23 protein-coding genes are annotated in these 19,416 nt (G+C 45.9%); 20 read left to right on the top strand and 3 right to left on the bottom strand.

Annotated features, from left to right (window positions below):
• The first annotated feature begins 3 nt into the window (after window positions 1-3).
• Window positions 4-609 (top strand): SCO family protein, encoded by a 606-nt coding sequence (locus BLD48_RS02810; RefSeq protein ID WP_014970786.1) that lies wholly within the window; start codon window positions 4-6, stop codon window positions 607-609.
• The gene (locus BLD48_RS02815; RefSeq protein ID WP_236629924.1) at window positions 606-872 is read left to right on the top strand and encodes a hypothetical protein; all 267 of its coding nucleotides are present in this window, start codon (window positions 606-608) and stop codon (window positions 870-872) included. The genes BLD48_RS02810 and BLD48_RS02815 overlap by 4 nt, the downstream gene beginning before the upstream one ends.
• A gap of 99 nt (window positions 873-971) precedes the next feature.
• Here the strand turns inward: BLD48_RS02815 and BLD48_RS02820 are convergent, their stop codons facing one another.
• Together BLD48_RS02820 and BLD48_RS02825 are read right to left on the bottom strand one after the other, a co-directional pair.
• Window positions 972-1,322 (bottom strand): YugN family protein, encoded by a 351-nt coding sequence (locus BLD48_RS02820; RefSeq protein ID WP_014970784.1) that lies wholly within the window; start codon window positions 1,320-1,322, stop codon window positions 972-974.
• Window positions 1,323-1,432: 110 nt separating this feature from the next.
• Complete coding sequence (locus tag BLD48_RS02825) at window positions 1,433-2,209, bottom strand: ATP-grasp domain-containing protein (protein ID WP_071498869.1); 777 nt, start codon at window positions 2,207-2,209, stop codon at window positions 1,433-1,435.
• Window positions 2,210-2,301: 92 nt separating this feature from the next.
• Here BLD48_RS02825 and BLD48_RS02830 point away from each other — a divergent pair, with 92 nt between their 5' ends.
• From BLD48_RS02830 to BLD48_RS02850, 5 genes are read left to right on the top strand one after another with little or no spacing between them, the layout of a single operon-like run.
• Complete coding sequence (locus BLD48_RS02830; protein WP_071498870.1) at window positions 2,302-2,742, top strand: YlbF/YmcA family competence regulator; 441 nt, start codon at window positions 2,302-2,304, stop codon at window positions 2,740-2,742.
• A gap of 25 nt (window positions 2,743-2,767) precedes the next feature.
• Window positions 2,768-3,025 carry a YlbG family protein gene (locus BLD48_RS02835; protein ID WP_014970781.1) on the top strand — a complete coding sequence of 86 codons (258 nt, stop codon included), beginning with the start codon at window positions 2,768-2,770 and terminating at the stop codon, window positions 3,023-3,025.
• 36 nt (window positions 3,026-3,061) lie between these two features.
• Window positions 3,062-3,649: a 16S rRNA (guanine(966)-N(2))-methyltransferase RsmD gene (rsmD, locus tag BLD48_RS02840; RefSeq protein ID WP_255366242.1), complete on the top strand. Its 588-nt coding sequence runs from the start codon at window positions 3,062-3,064 to the stop codon at window positions 3,647-3,649.
• On the top strand, window positions 3,646-4,140 hold the full coding sequence (gene coaD / locus BLD48_RS02845; protein WP_014970779.1) for a pantetheine-phosphate adenylyltransferase: 495 nt from the start codon (window positions 3,646-3,648) through the stop codon (window positions 4,138-4,140). Before rsmD ends, coaD begins: the two co-directional genes overlap by 4 nt.
• Complete coding sequence (locus tag BLD48_RS02850; protein ID WP_071498872.1) at window positions 4,137-5,135, top strand: SepM family pheromone-processing serine protease; 999 nt, start codon at window positions 4,137-4,139, stop codon at window positions 5,133-5,135. Before coaD ends, BLD48_RS02850 begins: the two co-directional genes overlap by 4 nt.
• Here the strand turns inward: BLD48_RS02850 and BLD48_RS02855 are convergent.
• The gene (locus BLD48_RS02855) at window positions 5,108-6,259 is read right to left on the bottom strand and encodes a tRNA(Met) cytidine acetate ligase (protein ID WP_071498873.1); all 1,152 of its coding nucleotides are present in this window, start codon (window positions 6,257-6,259) and stop codon (window positions 5,108-5,110) included. The two genes, BLD48_RS02850 and BLD48_RS02855, sit on opposite strands and share 28 nt — an antisense overlap.
• Window positions 6,260-6,414: 155 nt before the next feature.
• Here BLD48_RS02855 and BLD48_RS02860 point away from each other — a divergent pair, with 155 nt between their 5' ends.
• The 13 genes from BLD48_RS02860 to BLD48_RS02915 all read left to right on the top strand — a co-directional run bounded on the left by BLD48_RS02860 (window position 6,415) and on the right by BLD48_RS02915 (window position 19,362).
• Complete coding sequence (locus BLD48_RS02860; protein WP_014970776.1) at window positions 6,415-6,939, top strand: YceD family protein; 525 nt, start codon at window positions 6,415-6,417, stop codon at window positions 6,937-6,939.
• Between the two features lie 45 nt (window positions 6,940-6,984).
• Window positions 6,985-7,158, top strand: a complete 174-nt coding sequence (gene rpmF, locus BLD48_RS16025; protein WP_081578962.1) for a 50S ribosomal protein L32 — start codon at window positions 6,985-6,987, stop codon at window positions 7,156-7,158.
• Window positions 7,159-7,245: 87 nt separating this feature from the next.
• A complete protein-coding gene (locus BLD48_RS02865; RefSeq protein ID WP_071498874.1) occupies window positions 7,246-8,067 on the top strand; it encodes a ketopantoate reductase family protein in 822 nt (273 codons plus the stop codon).
• Entirely contained in the window at window positions 8,064-8,420 is a 357-nt protein-coding gene (locus tag BLD48_RS02870; RefSeq protein WP_071498875.1) for a DUF3397 domain-containing protein, read from the top strand. Before BLD48_RS02865 ends, BLD48_RS02870 begins: the two co-directional genes overlap by 4 nt.
• Before the next feature lie 70 nt (window positions 8,421-8,490).
• Window positions 8,491-10,005 (top strand): bacillithiol biosynthesis cysteine-adding enzyme BshC, encoded by a 1,515-nt coding sequence (gene bshC / locus BLD48_RS02875; protein WP_236629927.1) that lies wholly within the window; start codon window positions 8,491-8,493, stop codon window positions 10,003-10,005.
• Between the two features lie 160 nt (window positions 10,006-10,165).
• On the top strand, window positions 10,166-11,104 hold the full coding sequence (gene rsmH, locus BLD48_RS02880) for a 16S rRNA (cytosine(1402)-N(4))-methyltransferase RsmH (RefSeq protein ID WP_071498877.1): 939 nt from the start codon (window positions 10,166-10,168) through the stop codon (window positions 11,102-11,104).
• Between the two features lie 13 nt (window positions 11,105-11,117).
• Window positions 11,118-11,504 (top strand): cell division protein FtsL, encoded by a 387-nt coding sequence (gene ftsL / locus BLD48_RS02885; protein WP_071498878.1) that lies wholly within the window; start codon window positions 11,118-11,120, stop codon window positions 11,502-11,504.
• Window positions 11,505-11,569: 65 nt separating this feature from the next.
• On the top strand, window positions 11,570-13,639 hold the full coding sequence (locus BLD48_RS02890) for a penicillin-binding protein (RefSeq protein WP_236629928.1): 2,070 nt from the start codon (window positions 11,570-11,572) through the stop codon (window positions 13,637-13,639).
• Window positions 13,640-13,743: 104 nt separating this feature from the next.
• Window positions 13,744-15,063: a UDP-N-acetylmuramoyl-tripeptide--D-alanyl-D-alanine ligase gene (locus BLD48_RS02895; protein ID WP_071498880.1), complete on the top strand. Its 1,320-nt coding sequence runs from the start codon at window positions 13,744-13,746 to the stop codon at window positions 15,061-15,063.
• Window positions 15,064-15,085: 22 nt separating this feature from the next.
• On the top strand, window positions 15,086-16,048 hold the full coding sequence (mraY, locus tag BLD48_RS02900) for a phospho-N-acetylmuramoyl-pentapeptide-transferase (protein WP_071498881.1): 963 nt from the start codon (window positions 15,086-15,088) through the stop codon (window positions 16,046-16,048).
• A gap of 36 nt (window positions 16,049-16,084) precedes the next feature.
• The gene (murD, locus tag BLD48_RS02905; protein ID WP_071498882.1) at window positions 16,085-17,431 is read left to right on the top strand and encodes a UDP-N-acetylmuramoyl-L-alanine--D-glutamate ligase; all 1,347 of its coding nucleotides are present in this window, start codon (window positions 16,085-16,087) and stop codon (window positions 17,429-17,431) included.
• On the top strand, window positions 17,428-18,522 hold the full coding sequence (gene murG, locus BLD48_RS02910) for an undecaprenyldiphospho-muramoylpentapeptide beta-N-acetylglucosaminyltransferase (protein ID WP_071498883.1): 1,095 nt from the start codon (window positions 17,428-17,430) through the stop codon (window positions 18,520-18,522). Before murD ends, murG begins: the two co-directional genes overlap by 4 nt.
• A gap of 60 nt (window positions 18,523-18,582) precedes the next feature.
• Window positions 18,583-19,362 carry a cell division protein FtsQ/DivIB gene (locus tag BLD48_RS02915; RefSeq protein ID WP_071498884.1) on the top strand — a complete coding sequence of 260 codons (780 nt, stop codon included), beginning with the start codon at window positions 18,583-18,585 and terminating at the stop codon, window positions 19,360-19,362.
• The last annotated feature ends 54 nt before the right edge of the window (window positions 19,363-19,416 follow it).

Consider the following 19,416-nt stretch of genomic DNA (forward strand, 5'->3'; position numbering starts at 1 on the left):
GACTTGAAAAAAAACAGTTATTTAACTGTGGCAGCAGTCGTCTTGATTTTAATTGCTGCGGCGGGCGGGTATTATTATTTTTTCATGAAAGAGAAGCTGCCTGTCATTGCTGAACCGACTCCATTTGAACTGACGAATGCCGTCGATGGAAAACAATTTAATTCTGAAGATGGCAAAGTGAAGGTCTTGACGTTTTTTTATTCCAACTGTCCGGATATTTGTCCACTGACACTGAATGACTACCGGAAATTAGAAAAACAGTTACGAGCAGAAGAGTTGTATGGAACGGATGTCGAACTCGTTGCTGTGACAGTGGATCCAAAAGTGGATACACCAAAAGTCTTGAAGAAATATGCGTCTAACTTTGAAGCGAATGAAGAAGGATGGAAAGTCTTGACAGGAGATGATGTCGTCATTGATCGTCTGACACGTCAATTAAACTTCTACTATTCAAAAGCAGAGAGTGGTTTAGTGACGCACGGAACACAAATGTTCATTCTCGATCGGGACAATAAAGTACGTGCCATTTCATCCATGGCAAAGACGCCGGATGAACCGGTCGACTTAGAGGAAGTTATGACATCGGTCAAACAACTTGCGAAGGAGTGAATACCTTGAGCGAACGTTATGAAGTACAGGGCGAAGTGACTGTTTCGGTCCAAGCGATTGAAGAGTTATTACTATGTACCGTCATTGATTTCGGGGCAACCGTCATTCGGATGAAACGTTTATCTGGAGATGCGATTGCTTTTAGTATGAAAGTCCATGTCGAGGAGAAACAACTCGCTGCATTGTATCAACACTTGCGTGAACAGGTAAACCTGCAGTTAGGTGAAGAGGTATTGGATTATTTACAGTTGATTGCAAAATGATAGAAGTGAGGACGTTTCCGGGACATCGGGAACGTCTTTTTTTGTAAAAGGATTAAAAAAGAACCAAAGTCACATGACGTGAGCTTTGGTTCGTTTAACTTATTTTTCGAGTGTTTCAAGTAATGCAGTGAGACGGCGCTCGCAGTCTTTAACGATTTCAGGCGGGAACTCCTCATCGTACTCGACGCCATGCGGGTAATAATGTTTTCCGAGCAATGGTGTCAGCATCCGAACGACAGCTTGACGGTCTTCGAGTTCACCTTGAATGGCATAGACTGGAACACGGAGATAGAATACTTCTCCTGTTGATTGCTTTTCATACTTCATATCGTACATCGCACGTTCATAATCCCACTGTCCTTCACGAACAAAACGATGATGATCCATGATTGTTTCAAGTAACCCGAACTTAATTTCCTTGCCTTCGATTCCGAACTGTTCAAACTTCATGTGTGAATCCCCCTATACCCCAGTTTGCTAGTGTACACTAGTCTTTCCAAGCTATCATACCATAATGAATCCATCGATAAAGAAAAAAATGTGAAGTCGATTTGAAGAATTCATGAACTTCCGTATTTTCGTTCGACATACTCTAAAATCGTATCTGGCGCATGGATCCCGAGATGGTTCAGGCCTTCACCGCCAAACAAGACATTGAATTCTAGCACATAGATCTGACCATCCCGGAAAATCAAATCAAATCCGGCATGATCGATATCGAGTTGTTGAGCGAGCGTGAGGACAAAATCAAGTGCCTCTTGCGGGACATTCTCAAAGTCGAGCGTTCCCCCTTGGGCGACATTGTTTAAAAATTGTCCACCTCCGATCCGCCAGTACGCAGCAAGAATCGTATCACCTACGACGACGACACGCAGGTCTTTTTCGTTTGGGATATACTCTTGCACATAAAACGTTTCGTGTTGTGTGACATATTTTTCCCAGTCTTTTTCATTTTTAATGAGATGGACACCTTGTCCCATGGAACTCCGAACGGTTTTGGCGACGAACGGGAACGCGAACTCATCAAGGACACGGGTAATCGTGAACTCATTTTTTCCGTAAATCTCCGTCCGTGGTATATGTTCCGGAATGACCGTCTTGAAAATCCGTGTCATTTCAATCTTATCGTGACCGAGATGGAAAGTCGCAGCGGAAGGGAAAATCGGTTTTTTCATGCCGTAAATGATCGAGTTCACTTGCCAATATTCGGGAAACAAAATCACATCGGCTTGTGCGATTTTAGCTAGTGAATCAAAGTGATAATCTGACTTCGCATGTTCAGTCCTGATCCCGATCGTCCGAAACATGTTAAACGATAAAAATTGCATACAATTCATTCCTTCCTTCTGAACAAATTATACACAATTCAGCGTCCTAGGAGCGAGATAAATGTTATGATATGATGGTTAAGTTAAGGAGGAGATTCGTTGTGATTTATTCAGATAAAACAATCGACCTCATCAACGCAGCGGAAGACCTTGCACACTCTCTCTCGCAAAGCGAAACAGGTCAAGCATATAGATTAGCAAAACAGGCACGAGCCAACTCAAGACAGGCACAGGACGTCATTCGTGACTTCAACCGGATCAAGGAGGAATACGAATTGGTCCAACGATTCGGTCGGTATCACCCGGATTACCAAACGATCACGAAAAAGGTACACGAAATCAAGCGGGCACTTGATCTGCAAGAAGAAGTCGCCCAGTTCAAGAAAGCCGAAAAACAACTCGAAACGCTACTCGGACAAGTCAGTTTAGTCCTTGCCGGGCAAGTATCACCCCAAATCAAGGTACCAACAGGCAATCCGTTTTTCGACCAAGGATGTGCAGGTGGTTGTTCGACTGGCGGAAGTTGCAGCTGTAGCGGGTAAGAGCTGAAAAAGGGAGGAACGGTGTGTGATCAAGGATCGGATTGGACTCATCGTCTATGTCAATGCGTTGAAGGCATCGCGCCAGTTACGTCGGTTCGGAAATGTCTACTTCACGTCCAAACGTGAACGATACGTTTTTTTATATGTTGATTTGGAACAACATGAACAAGCAATCGAACGGATTACGGAATTACCGTTTGTTGAGACGGTACTCCGTTCAGAACGACCGTTCATCATCGAGACCTATGCCAACAAAAAAGGCAAGATGCACGAAGAAGTCTAACTGGTAGAGCGATGAGGACATCCTCGTCGCTCTTTTTTGAAAGGAAGGAAGAACATGCGCGTCATATCAGGGGAACGAAAAGGAATGCGGATCAAAGCCGTACCGGGAGACCAGACACGACCGACGACGGACAAGGTCAAGGAATCACTTTTTAATGTCATCGGACCATACTTTAATGGGGGAAAAGCACTTGATTTATTCGCTGGAAGTGGCGGATTAGGAATCGAGGCCTTATCGCGTGGGTGTGACGAAGCCGTTTTTGTCGATCAATCTTTCAAGGCCGTCCAAACGATTAAAGAAAATCTAGAAACGACCCGGCTAACGGATCGGAGCCGGGTTTTAAGAAAAGATGTGACGGTCGCACTGGCGGAACTTGCAACAGAAGAACCCTTTAAGCTGATTTTTCTTGATCCGCCGTATGCGAAGGAACAATTAGCTGACCAGGTCGCTTACATAGAACAGCACGATATGCTGACAGATAACGGCGTCATCATCTGCGAACATGGTTCTGAGACGGAGCTACCGGATCAAATGGGACGTCTGACCGTCATTAAACGACTTCGCTATTCAAACGTCATCTCGATTACATTATATGAATTTACAGAACTGGAGGAACATGTATGAAGCGGATCGCCATCTGTCCTGGGAGTTTTGACCCGATTACGAACGGACATCTTGACATCATCGAACGGGCTGCACCTATTTTTGACGAGATCATTGTTGCGGTACTCAACAATTCTTCGAAACAACCTTTATTTTCCGTACGGGAACGGATGGAATTGATCTCTGAAGTGACGGAACACTTGCCACATATCAAAGTGGATTCATTTGATGGATTGCTTGTCGATTACGCAGCTGAAGTCGGGGCAAACGTGATTGTTCGTGGGTTACGTGCTGTATCGGACTTTGAATATGAGATGCAAGTCGCTTCGATCAACAAAAAGATGAATGATCAAATTGAGACGTTGTTCATGATGACAAATAATCAATACTCCTTTTTAAGTTCGTCGATTGTCAAAGAAGCGGCAAAATATGGAGCATCGGTTGCCGGTCTGGTTCCTCCCGTCGTCGAGGAAGCGTTACGTCACAAGTACAGCAAAGGGGAATTGAAATGAAAGCATGGAAACCGGCCTTAGCCGCGGTAGTCGCCGCGATGATCGCGTTTTTTGTCCCGCTCCCGTATTTTATTTCTTATCCTGGAGACGCCACATCGACGGAACAATTGATTGATGTCGAGGGAGCGACGAAGGAACCGGGTGACTTGATGATGCTGACGATTGCTCAGCGACGAGCGACTCCTTATTTCCTCGTAGAAAGCTTATTTTTACCGTTTGCAGATCGCTCAAGTGTCAGTGACTATCTGTATGATGGCGAGTCGGATGCTCAGTATGAGAAGCGTCAGAAACTTTATATGGAAGAAGCCCAACATAACGCGACGATCGAAGGGTATGAATTAGCCGGCAAGCAGGCGACCGTCGATTTTAAGGGCATTTATGTGTCCGGTGTCATAGCGGACGGTCCGGCCGACGGGAAACTGAAAGCGGGCGATCAAATTACGGCTGTGGATGGTCAAGCGATCAAATCATTGAGTGATTTCATGAAAACGATTGGTGCAAAAAAAGCAGGTGAACAAGTAGAGGTGACCTTCCTGCGAAACAAAAAAGAACGACAGACGGATATTGCCGTCAATCGTTTGACGAAGGAATCAGAACGGGTTGGTCTTGGTATTTATGAACCGCTCCCGATGTCTTCCGTTACGACGAAGCCGGAAGTGGATTTTAATGTCGAGGATGTCGGTGGACCGTCGGCTGGGATGATGTTTACGCTCGAGATTTATGATCAATTGACCGAAGGGGACTTAGCGAAAGGATACAAGATCGCGGGAACCGGAACGATTGAAGAGGACGGGAAGGTTGGACCGATTGGTGGCGCTTGGCAAAAGGTCGTCGCTGCGAATGAAGCGGACGCCGAAATCATGTTCGTCCCAGCAGGTGATAACTATAAAGAAGCCAAACCTTCTATCAAAAAAATCGAGACGAAGATGAAACTCGTCCCGATCAAAACAGTAGAAGAAGCATTGGATTATCTGGAAACCTTACCGGAAAAGTAAGCGAAGCGACGATGTTCTTCTAATTGTTGATAAAGAGCCAAGGGCACAGCATATGCTGCTGTGACTTGGCTTTCTTTGATGAGCCAAGGATGTTTTTCGAACGTCGAGATGATTGGAACCCGTTGTTTGATTTGACGTAAAGCGGTTCGACCGATCTCGTTGAACGCTAGCGGGCGAACGTAATCGATCTGATCAAACGGTAACCCATCGATTTCTCGTTTCATGGTGGAAGTCAAAAGATAAATCAGTGTCCGCTGCAAACTCGTCCGTGTATACCGCCGTGTTTTGACGCAAGACATGAAGCCTTCGAAAGAATCGTGCTGGCGAGCACCATCGACCAATCGGGGCGCTAATGAAGCATCCATCCCATTAAATTGCGTCAAATCAGCGAGACTTGTTGTTAGGAGACGATGTCGGATGAATGGATAGTAAGTGTCAAACGAAGCAAAGACTGCGTCCTGTAGCGTCTCAGCGGTCGCTTCTGGTAATCCGATCAAGGATTGATGTTTCGTATAATACGCCCGAATGGCGGTCGCGCTCATGACGTCACCAACGGAAAGATCATGGTAACCACTCCCGATACGTTTCGTCGTATGCAACGCGATGCTTGAGGCAGCACGGGCGTAATAATAACCTAGTGTATTATTCGGTGTCGTCAGATCCAGTGTCGTCGTCATTGCCTGAAAAGCTTGACTTGCTGCGGTCGCAGATGATAACCCTTGCGCGAGCCCCTGTTGAAGTAATTCCTGGTAACGTGGATTCGCTTCGTGATTTTCAGAAGCCGCGGTAATAAATGGTGTCACCTCACCACATTCACTTCCGAATGATAAGGTGTGTGCTCCAATCGTTTCCGCAATCGTGACCCCGCCAAGTGCGAATCGATCGGCGCGCTGGACGGCGTAGTAAAACGGAAGTTCCAAAACAAGGTCGATTTCACCACTTGCGACCGCTGCTTGTGCTCGGGACCACTTGTCCGTAAAGGCGGGTTCGCCACGCTGCGTGAACGTTCCGCTCATGATGGCGACGATCAAATCGGCACCGGTTTCCTGGCGCGCGATTTTCGCTTGATACAGGTGTCCATTGTGAAACGGATTGTACTCAGAAATAATTGCAGTCATTCTCATGAAACTTTCTCCTTTGCAAACGGAATTAAGTGCGGTAATATGAATGAAGACGTCCGAAAGTATTCGTTCTCTAGCGATTTCAGTGTAAAGAAAAAACATTGACAAAACAAGATGTCCTCTCTATAATTCATATTGTTGCAATTGAGGTGATTCGGATGAAATGGTCCCTGATGCAATTGTATAAATTGCGTAATCTGGGTCAACTTCAGGTTAACGAGACGGTTGAGCTTCCTGAGCTCATCGCCCTCCATCCGGATATCCGGGCGGTGCAACCTGTGCACATTCGTGCAAATGCATCGTTTACATCGAATCAATTAATATTCAATCTCCGGATTACAGGTGAAATGACGCTTCCGGATGCCCGGACGCTAAATGACGTCGTGTACCCGTTCGAGATTGAATCCATCGAGTCGTTCCTGCTGGAAGCGGGTGTTGTTCCGAGTGATTCGGATGACATCAACTTACCGATCGGGAATACGGTTGATCTTCGACCACTCGTGCAAGAATTGATTTTACTTCATGTGCCAGTGCAAGTGCATGGGGATGATGAAGAAAATCAGTTGGTTCAAGGGGAAGGCTGGACGGTTCTTTCAGAAGAAACGCCAGAAGAAGCTGAACCAAAAATCGATCCGCGACTTGCGGGTCTCGCTCAGTTCTTTAAAAAAGATCAGGATTCCTAATTTTTTTGTGAAGGCGAGTGTATTTTTTCAAGGAGGTGGACAACGATGGCAGTACCATTCCGCAGAACGTCGAAAACACGCAAACGTCTTCGCCGTACTCATTTCAAACTCCGTGTACCAGGTATGGTCGAGTGCCCAAACTGTGGTGAAATGAAACTTTCACACCGCGTTTGTAAAGCATGTGGCTCGTACAAAGGTAAAGAAATCATCAGCAAGTAAGCTGAATGATCGGTATAAAAGCGACCCTAGAATCGAGCAATCGGTTTGACAGGTCGCTTTTTTTGATGAGAAAAGGAGAGTTGACGGATGAGTAAAGTGGGAATTATCGGTGCAGGATCGATTGGGTTGTTAATTGCGTCCTACCTAGCAGAACAACATAACGTGACGCTCTATACACGGCAGACGGCGGGGCACGACATCAAGATCATCCGGGATGGTCAAGCAAGTTCGCCAGTCGAAGTTCGACCGCTTGATCAACTCGAGTCACAAGACTTGGTGTTCGTTACAACAAAGTCGTATGATATAAAAAGTGTGATGCCCTATCTTGTGATTGGTACGATGCCGGTCATGTTTTTACAAAATGGAATGGGGCATCTGGAACAAGCAGAACAACTGCCAAATGCCTTATTCGGTCTCGTTGAGCATGGTGCCATGAAAACTGGTTTGTACGAGGTGCGACATACGGGGATAGGTCGAATTCGTTATGGACGGACGAGTCTCCCAGTGTTGCGTGAGGGGATGTTACGTTTTGAACATGTGCCGAACATCGAGCACATCATGTTGACGAAATTGTTCATGAACGCCGTCATCAATCCGCTCACGGCCTACTACCGGATTACAAATGGCCAGCTGTTGGAAGAACCTTACGCGACGAAAGCACGTGGCCTCTTTGAAGAGTTACGACAGGTCTTTCCGCACCATGACATTTCCTATGGAGAAATCGAACAGGTGATACAGCGAACACACCTGAATCGTTCATCGATGCTTCAGGATCTGGACCGTGGACGCAGAACCGAGATTGAACCGATTGTCGGGTATGTCCTAGCACGTGCAACCGAACCGACACCCTTACTGACTTTTTATTTTGAACAGATTAAATCTCAGGAAAAAAGAGGGGATTCGATGTGACATGGTTTATCATTTTTCCAATTTTTAGTTTGGTTAGTTTGTATATTATTTTTTTGATTTTGTTTCGTCAACACGGAAAAGCGGTCCGCCTCGCACTCGATTTGGGCACATTCATCGTCCTCTATGGCATTCATGTCGCCTTGATCGCGCTGACGAGTCAAAATTACTTAGGCTGGTTATTGATTGCCGTCCTCCTCATCTTTGCGCTTAATGCCTTATGGCAACGAATCAAAAAAGTAGATGTGGATTATTTACAGATGATTCGACATAGTTGGCGGATCACGATTTTAATTGCTCTTCCTGTCCAACTGCTACTGTTTGGAATCGGGATTCGTCAACTGTTCATTCATTGATCTTGTTAGAAAGAAGGGATTTTGTTTGAAGGTACAACCATTTCGCGCTTTGTATGCTGAAGATTCATTGATGCATCAGGCATCTCAACAAGAATTTTCAAAATACGTTGATCATATTGGAACAGAAGGCATGCATACACGGAGTCAACAGATACAAGACAGACAGTATCCGCATCTCAGTCTACTTGTCGATGAATTGATCCGGCAAAATCCTCAGCTAAATGACAAACTGAAGGAACGACTCGAACAATTGCGGACAGGAGACGCACAAGTCGTCATCACCGGACAACAAACTGGTATTTTTGGTGGCCCTTTGTATGCCGTCTATAAATTATTGACCTGTCTGAAGGTTGCACGCGAAGCGGAAGAGTTGCTCCATCGTCCGGTTCTTCCGATTTTTTGGCTTGCAACCGAAGATCATGACTTTGATGAAATCAATCATCTGATCGTTCCGACGCACGACTATCGGACACGGAAGTTGACCGTCTCGGCACCAGACGCCATCGCACGGTCCGTCAGTCGTTTGGCGTTTGATCAAGCGGCCGTCAAGAAAATCGTTCGTCAGGCGTTATGTGCAGAACAAGAAACGCAACATACAAAAGACTTATTGGCTTTATCCGATCGGTTGATCGAGACCAGCACGACGTACGGCGGTTTTTTTGCAGCTTTCCTGGGAGAACTGGTAAATCATGACATCATCTTCTTTGATGCAGATGCTGAAACCGTCCGGCAACTCGAGATTCCGTTTTTCGAACGATTGATTCAGGACAATTCGGATATCCGGCAAGCTTTGTCGGAAGGGATTCAACAAACGGCTGATTTACCGGATACCTTCCTAAACGAAGAAGCGGCCCATCTATTTGTCGAAGACATCGGACGTGATCTGTTATATCCAGGTCAAGATTTTGTGACGAAACAAGGGAAAACGTATACGGAGCTTGAACTATTGGCATTACTCTATGCGAGTCCGGAACGATTTTCGAACAGTGTCGTGACACGCCCGTTGATGCAGGACTACTTATTCCCGACCTTGGCCTATATCGGTGGACCGGGAGAAATTGCCTACTGGACAAGACTACGTCCGCTCTTCCATCATTTTGATTGGACGATGCCCCTCCTGATTCCGCGCATGGGGGCCGTCATGGTCCAGTCGCGTGACGAAAAGCGATTGCAACGGCATACGCTTACGTTGGAACAGGCGTTGAGTGAAGGAATACCGATCGCGCCTTTTGATGCTTCTGAAATCAAACAACAGTTACATGCGTCTACACTACTGGGCGAAGTCTTGATGGAGGAAGTCGCGCAGGTCGAAAAAAACGTCTTAAACACAACATCGATCTCGGCGAAGTTAAACAAACAGCTCCAGCTTACATTCGAGACGATCATCGATCAAGAACGACGTCTTCACGAACAGGCGAATCGTTCTGATCGGGCACTGCAGTATCAATTGTCACCAGGTGGTGTACCGCAAGAACGGATTCATTCGATTTTACCTTGGTTGAATCGGTATGGATTGGACTTGCTCCAAACCCTTCGTGTTCACTATGAGCGAACAGAAGCGGAACAATTAAAAATTTTGATCTAAACCTGCTGATTTAGCAGGTTTTTTTGTTTTTTTAACGAAAGATACACAAAAGTTCAAAAAATCAAGGAAACTGTCTCATTTTCGTAACGTTTTTAAGAAAGAATATGATACATTGAAAAAGAGTAACGTCCAGTGTGGACAGTGAAAGGTGAGGCAGCATATGTTTGAGCATGAAACAGTATTAAAATGGGAGTCCATTAAAGGGCTAAATATCAAACCTGACGGGATTTATGTCGATTGTACGTTAGGTGGAGCAGGGCACAGTGAAGAGATCGTCAAACAATTGACGACAGGACATCTGTACGCGTTTGACCAAGATGATATCGCACTGGAACATGCAGCAGAACGTCTCGCGGCGTATGAAGGTCGCTTTACATTAATAAAAAGTAATTTTGTACATTTACAAGAAGAATTAGAGGCACGTGGTGTAACGAAAGTCGATGGGATCTTGTTTGATCTAGGTGTGTCTTCCCCACAGCTCGACGAAGGCGAACGAGGATTCAGCTATAACTTTGATGCGCGTCTCGACATGCGGATGGATCAAACGTCTTCACTTTCTGCGTATGAAGTCGTCAATGAGTGGCCGTATAATGATCTTGTTCGGATTTTGTTTACATATGGAGAAGAAAAGTTCTCCAAACAGATTGCCCGCAAGATTGAAAAAGCACGTGAAGTAGGGCCAATCGAAACGACGTTTGAACTCGTCGAGTTGATCAAGGATGCGATTCCAGCCCCCGCTAGACGTAAAGGCGGACATCCTGCAAAACGAACGTTCCAAGCCATCCGGATTGCCGTGAACGATGAATTGAATGTGTTTGACCGGGCAGTCTATCAAGCGATTGATTTATTAGCCGTTGGTGGTCGATTATGTGTCATCACGTTCCATTCACTTGAAGATCGTATGTGCAAGCAGGCCTTCAAGGAAAAATCATCTTTACCTGAACTTCCACAAGGATTACCGATGATTCCAAAAGAGTTTGAACCGGAATTACGTCTGGTGACAAGAAAACCGATCACAGCGGGAGACGACGAACTCGATGATAATCGACGGTCGCGCTCAGCCAAGTTACGGATTGTTGAAAAAATGAAAGAAAGTTGAGAGGAGCATTCAAATGGCAGAACCACTTCGAAAACCGATTCAATCGGTAGAACCCGTTCGACAGCAACCGATTCAACAACCACGTAAGACGGAAGATATCGCACGTCGTGTCGCGGTCCGTCCGAAATACCGTTTGTATCCATTTGAAAAGTTTTTGTACAGTGCGATGATCGGTGGAGTCGTCCTATTTGGTAGCATGACGATTGGTGCACATAACGATGCGTATAATGTAAGCCTCGATCTTGCGAAGGAAAATCAAGTGACGCAAGAAATGAAAAAAGAAAATGAACGGCTTCAACTTGAAGTGACAAACTTAAGCTCTCCAGAACGAATTTACAAGATTGCGAAAGAACAAGGTCTTGATATGCGAAAAGGGAACATCAAGGTGATTCCTAAATGAATCCACTATCTAAATCCCGACGGAGAGTACGCTTTATCTTATGGATATTTGCTGCTCTCTTTTTGGTGTTCATTAGCCGCTTTTTATATCTATCGACGACGAAACAATTCCATGGTGAAGATATGATCGTCTACGCCGAAAAAAAACGGTGGGAAGCCCAGTCGACGTTATCAGCGGAGCGCGGAGAAATCTTTGATCGGTTAGGTTCGCCGATTGCGATCAATATTCCTTCCTATCATCTGGTCGCCGTCTATCGTCTCGGTGGCGAAAAAGATCCGGACGAGACGGTCGTCGATTTTAAGAAAACAGCGACAGGTCTTGCACCGATTCTTGGCATGCCGGTCAAGGAACTGGAAACGTACTTAATCGAGAACAAGGAACGTTCTCAAATCGAGTTCGGAAAAAAAGGGAATGATCTGACACTCGATCAAAAAGAGAAAATCGATCAACTGAAGCTACCCGGCATTCGTTTGATCGAGGAACCAAAACGGTATTATCCGAATGGTATTTTCCTGTCCGATACGTTAGGATTCGTCCAAAAGATAACAGAAGATAACGGACGGGTCGTCCTAAAAGGTCAGATGGGAATTGAGAAGCAATATGACGAGGCTTTACGCGAGACGTTTGGATCCCGTGTGTTTGAAAAGGATCGCAGTGGCGGCGAGTTGGTTCAAGGAGCTTCAAAGATTTCAAACGAACCGAAAGACGGATCAAACTTATACTTGACGATTGATCATCGCATCCAGCAAGCACTTGAGAAACAAATGCAAAAAATGTACAACGAGTACAAACCGAAAAATGCGACCGGCATCGTCATGGATGCGAAGACCGGTGAGATTTTAGCAATGGCGGATCGTCCGTCCTTTAATCCTAATCTACGGGACATGACGGACTTTACGAACTTTGCCGTGTCCTCACGCTTCGAACCGGGATCGACGATGAAAATCTTTACGTTAGCAGCAGCAATCGATGCCGGTGTGTTCCGTCCGAATGAACCTTATAAGTCGGGGAACTACAATTACAAGGGGACGGTCATCAAGGACTATAACGATGTCGGTTGGGGAACGATTCCGATGATTGAAGGAGTCTATCATTCTTCAAACGTCATGTTCTCCATCTTGACTGCAGAAAAGCTTGGGATTGAGCGGTATAAAGAGTATTTCAAGAAGTTTCATTTTGATCAAAAGACGGGTATAGACATTTCGGGTGAAGTCAACAGTCAATCTGATTTATCCAAACCGTTAAATACGGTCATTACGTCGTGGGGGCAATCGACGGCAGTGACGCCGATGCAGATTCTCCAGGGCGCGACGGCGATTGCGGGAGATGGCGCGATGGTCAAACCACACATCATCCAAAAAGCGGATCATACCGATAAAGCACCGTATAAAGCAAAAACGGAAGTGGTCGGAAAACCGATTTCTGCGGAAGCAGCAAAAGCGACACGTGAAGCATTAGATGGTGTCGTCAATAGTAAAATCGGGACAGGTCAGATGTATAAGTTAAAAGATTACCGTGTCATCGGAAAAACCGGGACGGCACAGATTTCAGAAAATGGGAAGTACATCCAAGGACAGTTCATTCATTCCTTCATCGGGATGGCACCAAAGGATGATCCGGAATTGATCATGTACATCGCTGTTGATCGACCATCTAAAAATGAATCTTCGGTGTCAGGTCCAAGTATCATGAGCCCGGTTTTCAAAAGTGTCATGAACACAGCACTTCAATATCGGAGCATCAAACCGGCGACTCAAAAAGAGTCAGTCGATGTCAAAGCAAAAATCATTCCGAGTTATATCGGAAAAAGTATGAATCAAGCAGAATCGTTAGCGCAAGAACAAGGGGCGGTCCCAGTCCTTCTCGGTGACGGTGCTCAAGTCGTGTCGCAAATTCCGACACGTGGCCAAGAGTTCGTCAGTGGGGAACGTGTGCTACTCAAAACAGCCAATACGTTTAAGATACCCGATTTGACAGGCTGGTCACAACGTGATGTCAAAAAATTAGTCAGTTTGTATAATTTGAATTTAGATGTGATTGGTAAAGGTTTTGTAACCAAACAATCGGCACGAACTGGTACACTAGTGAAAGAAAATGGAAAGCTGACGGTGGAACTCGCTGAACCAAAAGAGTAAGAAACGGCGGTCTCCTGATTTCTGCAGTGAAACGAGGACGGACCGGAGTCATTCGTTGACTTCTGTTCGTCCTCGTTTGCTGTAAACGAGTGGAGGAAACATTCATGGTGACAATTGCACAACTTGCAAAGTGGTTAGGACTTAACGAAACAGATACACGACCGTTACGAAACTTCGCGACGGACTCAAGAAGTACGCTGACAGATGGACTGTACATTCCGATTCAAGGGGCACGCGTCGACGGACATAGGTTCATCGAGGGAGCGGTCCAACAGGGAGCAATCGCAACGTTGTGGAAAAAAGGGATACCTGTTCCTCAGACGGACATCGTTGTCCTTGAAGTCGACGAACCGTTAGCAGCTTTACAGTTGATTGCGAAGCAATATTTAAAACAGGTTGCGCCGAAAGTCATCGCGATTACCGGATCAAACGGAAAAACGTCAACAAAAGATATGATTGAAAGTGTGTTGAAACGAGCGTACCGGACACACAAGACAGCAGGGAACTTTAACTCGGACATCGGAATGCCACTTACGATTTTGATGATGCCGCGCGATACAGAAGTCGCCGTCTTGGAGATGGGAATGAATGGATTCGGTGATATCGAACTGTTGTCAAATCTTGCTGAACCGGACATCGCGCTCGTGACCAATATCGGAGAGTCGCATGCAGAACAGGTCGGGGGAAGAACGGGAATCGCACAAGCGAAGTTAGAGATCCAATCGGGTTTAAAACCAGGAGGACATTTGTTCATCGATGGCGATGAACCCTTGTTGGCAGAAGCGACAGCAGAACGGATTGGGTATCACCAGACGAATACATTTGTCATTGAACAGGCAGAAGCGACGTTCATTGGAACGGCGTTTAAATTCGATGGCACGACGTTCGGCATACCGGTACTCGGAAAACACCAAGTACGCAATGCCGCCTACGCGATAGCGACAGCAAAAGCACTTGGGTTATCAGACGAAGTGATTCAAGCAGGGCTGAATGAGGTCGAGCTGACACCGATGCGGATGGAGCGGTTGATGTATGGACAAACGGCGATCATAAACGATGCCTACAACGCTAGTCCGACGTCAATGAACGCAGCAATCGAGACGATTGCTACGTTGGATGGCTTTACGAATAAAGTCGTCGTCCTCGGAGATATGTATGAACTCGGACAGCAGGAGCGTGTGTTACACGCATCTGTCGGGAAGAAGATTGCACTTCCTGTGTCACATGCTATTCTTGTAGGGGGGAAAGGACGTTATATCGCGGAAGGTATCGTTGATCCAACCGTTCAAGTCCAATATGCGGACACGGTCGAAGAAGCGGCACGTTTACTCCATCCACTGCTCGGGGATCAGACCGTCGTTTTGTTAAAAGCTTCACGCGGGCTTGCCCTTGAACAAATCTTCACATATCTAAATGAAACTTAATCCTTAAAAGTAGGTGTTTGTAATGATCACATTATTCATCAGTTTAATCATTGCGTTTTTGGTCGTCGTACTTGTGATGCCAAAAGCGATTCCTTTTTTGCATAGTCTGAAGTTCGGCCAAGAGATTCGCGAAGAAGGTCCGGATTGGCACCAAGTGAAGTCCGGTACACCGACGATGGGCGGAATCGTGATTTTACTTGCGATGATCGGAAGCCTGATCGTCTTACTCTTGATGAACGACTTGGACAGAAGTCATCTTTCCTTACTCTTTTTGACGCTTGCCTATGGAGCGATTGGATTTATCGATGATTATATCAAGGTTGTTAAAAAACGTAATTTAGGTTTGAATTCGAAACAAAAATTAGTCGGGCAAATCGTTGTTGGATTGTTGTTTGTCTGGTTGAGTGGCGGATTTACGAGTAACGCGACGTACTTATCGATCCCGTTTACTTCTTGGACACTTGATTTCGGACTGCTGTATCCGTTTGTTGCCTTATTCTGGCTTGTTGGGTTCTCGAATGCGGTGAATCTAACAGATGGACTGGACGGACTCGTCTCCTTTACGGCCATCCCAACGTTCTTATTCTTTGGTCTATATGGTTGGTTCATTGCAGATGAGCCAGGTGTCGCCCTGTTCGCCTTTTCAGCGGTCGGTGCGTTGATTGGTTTCTTAGTTTTTAATGTTTATCCTGCTAAAATCTTCATGGGGGATACCGGATCACTTGCATTAGGGGCGGCACTGGCCGGTCTATCGATCTTACTGAAACTAGAACTTTTGTTAGTATTGATTGGAATCGTCTTCGTCGTCGAAACATTGTCTGTCATTTTACAAGTCATCTCCTTTAAGACGACAGGGAAACGGATTTTTAAGATGAGTCCAATCCATCACCATTTTGAAATGGTTGGTTGGAGTGAATGGCGGATTGTTGGAACGTTTGCTTCCATCAGTTTTATCATGGCGTTCATCGCCTATCTGTTCGTATAACTGAAATTCGTAGTCAAGAAAGTGAGCGATTTAAAGATGAAGATTTCTGAACTGGACAAAAAAAAGGTATTGGTCCTTGGTACGGCGAAAAGCGGTATCGCAGCAGCGACGTACTTAGTCAAGACAGGAGCCATCGTGACGGTGAATGATGGTGGAACGCCTTCGGAAAACGATGTGAAGACGCTCGAAACATTAAACGTCGAGACAGTTTTTGGGAGTCATCCATTGTCTTTACTAGAAGGAATTGAACTGATCGTGAAAAACCCGGGGATCCCTTATCAGATTCCGTTGCTCGAAGCAGCAATGGAACGAGGGATTCCGGTTTGGACCGAAGTCGAATTGGCCTATCGTTCGACCGAAGCCGATTGGATCGCGATTACCGGATCAAACGGAAAAACGACGACGACGACACTTGTCCATGAACTTTTAAAACGTGGATCCAAACGTGTTCACTTAGCAGGAAACATCGGGTTTCCGGCAGTCGAAATCGCGCAACAGGCAACAGCAGGCGACCTGATCGTCATTGAGTTATCTAGTTTCCAATTGATGGGAATTGAGACGTTTAAACCAGTCAGCGCAGCATTTTTGAATCTTTCACCAGCTCATCTGGACTATCATGGAGACGTTGCTTCCTATGGAGAAGCCAAAGCCCGGATTTTTTCGAAGATGGACGCATCGGGACGTCTTGTCGTCAACGCCGACGATAAGGAAGTCATGCGTTTAAGTGAAACAGCAAAGGCGGAACGATTGACCTTTTCGCGTCAACAGAACGCTTATGCGCGCGCTGAGGATGGGATGATTCTCATTGATCAGACAGCAATCCTTCCGGTCAGTGAACTGGCACTTGGAGGCGGACACAATCTAGAAAATGTCTTAGCAGCCTTAACCTTGATTGAACCATTTAGTATTTCTTTAGAAGCCGTTCAAGAGGTATTGCGGACATTTGGCGGGGTGGCTCACCGGACAGAATACATCGGCGAGTTTGTCGGTCGAAAAGTCTATAATGATTCGAAAGCGACAAATAATGTGGCGACGGAAGCAGCATTGTCTGGTTTTCAGTCACCCATCATTTGGTTGTGTGGAGGCTTGGAACGTGGTGCTGATTTGACCCCATTAGTCAGTGCGATGACGCATGTGAAACACGTCATCGGATTAGGGGAGACGGGCCAACGGTTTGCTGACTTGGCACATGATCAAAATGTTGCTGCGACGGTCACACGGGAGATGGAAGAAGCCGTTTCGGTTGCGTTTGACGTATCGGAACCAGGTGACATCATCTTATTGTCTCCAGCGTCAGCCAGTTGGGATCAATATAAAACGTATGAAGAACGTGGCGAACATTTTATCCGCTCCGTCCAAAAAACAGGAGGTGCGGCAAAATGAGGATTGTAGTTTCAGGTGGGGGTACGGGTGGACATATCTATCCAGCTTTAGCCATGATTCGGGAAATCGAACGCCGGATGTCATGTGAAGTGTTGTATATCGGAACGGAAAATGGACTCGAAGCGGATATCGTCCGGCGAGCCGGGATTCCATTTGAGGCGATTGAAATTTCAGGATTACGCCGATCGTTGTCTTTTGAGAACGTCAAAACGGGGGTTCGTTTTGTGAAAAGTGTCGCCCGTGTGCGAAAGCTTCTCCGTCAATTCAAACCGGACATCGTGGTCGGGACAGGTGGTTTCGTCTGTGGACCCGTGCTCTATACGGCGGCAAAAATGGGGTATAAGACGCTTGTCCATGAACAAAACAGTCTACCCGGAATCACGAATAAGTTTTTAGCACGTTATGTCGATCGTGTTGCCTTGTCCTTCAAAGGTTCGGGTCATTACTTCGGCAAAAATGAAGCAAAAACGATTTTGATCGGAAATCCACGGGCTTCGGAAGTGGCCTTACTTGAAATTGATCCCGTTGAGGAACGAAAAAAGTATGGTTTTGAAGAAGGACGTCCATTGATCGTCGTGTACGGCGGAAGCCGGGGGGCACCAGCCATCAATCAGGCTGTCGTCGAAATGATTCCGAAACTGACCGAAACGGACTGGTCGCTGTTATTCGTGACGGGTCAGGTCCACTACGAGCAGATTAAGAATCAACTCGGTGAATTACCTGAGCGAATCCAGTTACGACCGTTCATCTATGATTTACCATTGATCTTAAAAGCAAGTCAACTCGTCGTGTCACGATCCGGTGCCAGTACATTAGCGGAGCTGACGACACTGGGATTACCAAGTGTCTTGATTCCGAGTCCGTATGTGACGGAGAATCATCAAGAAGTGAACGCATCATCTCTTGTTGAGACAGGTGCGAGTCTGTTGATTCGAGAAAACGAACTGACCGGAGACCGGTTGTTTGCCGCCTGCGCGAAGGCGATTGCCGAGCAAGCAGCGATGTCACAAGCATCCTTTGCGCTTGGTATGCCAGATGCAGCAAGTGATTTAGTGGATGAATTGTTACGGTTAATTGAGCAAAAAAATTAAACCCTTGCAGGAATAGACCGATAAGGTAATGAATTTAAAGATAACGGAGGAGAGGCTTACGTGAAGGAACGACAACGAGCAAGACAGCCGAAGATGGATACGACTGTCCGCAGCCTAGAAGATAAAATTCCATATGTCCGTGAGCAACGTCGGAAGAAGGCGAACCGACGTTTAATCTATGTCCTCATCCTGATCGGTCTATTGATTGGTGTGGTCTTTTACCTTCAATCTAGTTTTTCGCGTGTCGCGGCGTTTGACGTCACAGGCACCATTAACGTCAAGAAGGAAGACATCATCCAAGCATCGCGTATTAAGGTGAAGGAGACACATGCTTTCAATGTGTCGGAAGAAGCCGTGTTGGAGCGGATCGAAAACGTGCCGGGAATCCGAGAAGCGACAATGACGAAAACATTTCTGCATCATTATGAAGTAGACGTCGTGGAAGAAAAAGAGATTGCGTACGCCAAGGATAAACCTGGTGCACGAATTGTCTTAGCGGATGGCACGATTCTTCCTGGAAAGTCAAAGGAAGAGTTATTTGATGCACCGATTCTAACAGGATTTACGGATCAGTCCTTGCAACGTCTGACGAAGGAGCTTGTTAAGATCGAGCCGAAAGTCCGCAGTCGGATTTCGGAAATCGTCGCAAACAATCAGACGGATAAAGGTGGACTGAAGTTATTCATGACAGACGGGAACACCGTCTTATTGAGTACTTCGGCTTTTTCTAACTCGTTGAATGAATATGTCAAAGTGATCTCCGCTCTACCGAAAGGAAAAACGGGAACGATCACAATTGATGGAGGAATCTATTTCAAACCATATAAAGGAAAAAAATAGAAAAACACATCTTTGAATACATCGGTTTGACAAACGTTTGTTTTCATTAATAAG

This window comes from Exiguobacterium sp. KRL4, assembly GCF_001870785.1.
In the GTDB taxonomy this organism is placed as follows: domain Bacteria; phylum Bacillota; class Bacilli; order Exiguobacteriales; family Exiguobacteriaceae; genus Exiguobacterium_A.

What these genes read in the sequence shown, in the direction of transcription:
- murG (WP_071498883.1), top strand. Translation starts at nt 17,428, where the DNA reads ATGAGGATTGTAGTTTCAGGTGGGGGTACGGGTGGACATATCTATCCA.
- rsmH (WP_071498877.1), top strand. Translation starts at nt 10,166, where the DNA reads ATGTTTGAGCATGAAACAGTATTAAAATGGGAGTCCATTAAAGGGCTA.
- BLD48_RS02825 (WP_071498869.1), bottom strand. Translation starts at nt 2,209, where the DNA reads ATGAATTGTATGCAATTTTTATCGTTTAACATGTTTCGGACGATCGGG.
- BLD48_RS02865 (WP_071498874.1), top strand. Translation starts at nt 7,246, where the DNA reads ATGAGTAAAGTGGGAATTATCGGTGCAGGATCGATTGGGTTGTTAATT.
- BLD48_RS02820 (WP_014970784.1), bottom strand. Translation starts at nt 1,322, where the DNA reads ATGAAGTTTGAACAGTTCGGAATCGAAGGCAAGGAAATTAAGTTCGGG.
- BLD48_RS02850 (WP_071498872.1), top strand. Translation starts at nt 4,137, where the DNA reads ATGAAAGCATGGAAACCGGCCTTAGCCGCGGTAGTCGCCGCGATGATC.
- mraY (WP_071498881.1), top strand. Translation starts at nt 15,086, where the DNA reads ATGATCACATTATTCATCAGTTTAATCATTGCGTTTTTGGTCGTCGTA.
- BLD48_RS02855 (WP_071498873.1), bottom strand. Translation starts at nt 6,259, where the DNA reads ATGAGAATGACTGCAATTATTTCTGAGTACAATCCGTTTCACAATGGA.
- ftsL (WP_071498878.1), top strand. Translation starts at nt 11,118, where the DNA reads ATGGCAGAACCACTTCGAAAACCGATTCAATCGGTAGAACCCGTTCGA.
- rpmF (WP_081578962.1), top strand. Translation starts at nt 6,985, where the DNA reads ATGGCAGTACCATTCCGCAGAACGTCGAAAACACGCAAACGTCTTCGC.
- murD (WP_071498882.1), top strand. Translation starts at nt 16,085, where the DNA reads ATGAAGATTTCTGAACTGGACAAAAAAAAGGTATTGGTCCTTGGTACG.
- bshC (WP_236629927.1), top strand. Translation starts at nt 8,491, where the DNA reads ATGCATCAGGCATCTCAACAAGAATTTTCAAAATACGTTGATCATATT.
- BLD48_RS02860 (WP_014970776.1), top strand. Translation starts at nt 6,415, where the DNA reads ATGAAATGGTCCCTGATGCAATTGTATAAATTGCGTAATCTGGGTCAA.
- coaD (WP_014970779.1), top strand. Translation starts at nt 3,646, where the DNA reads ATGAAGCGGATCGCCATCTGTCCTGGGAGTTTTGACCCGATTACGAAC.
- BLD48_RS02895 (WP_071498880.1), top strand. Translation starts at nt 13,744, where the DNA reads ATGGTGACAATTGCACAACTTGCAAAGTGGTTAGGACTTAACGAAACA.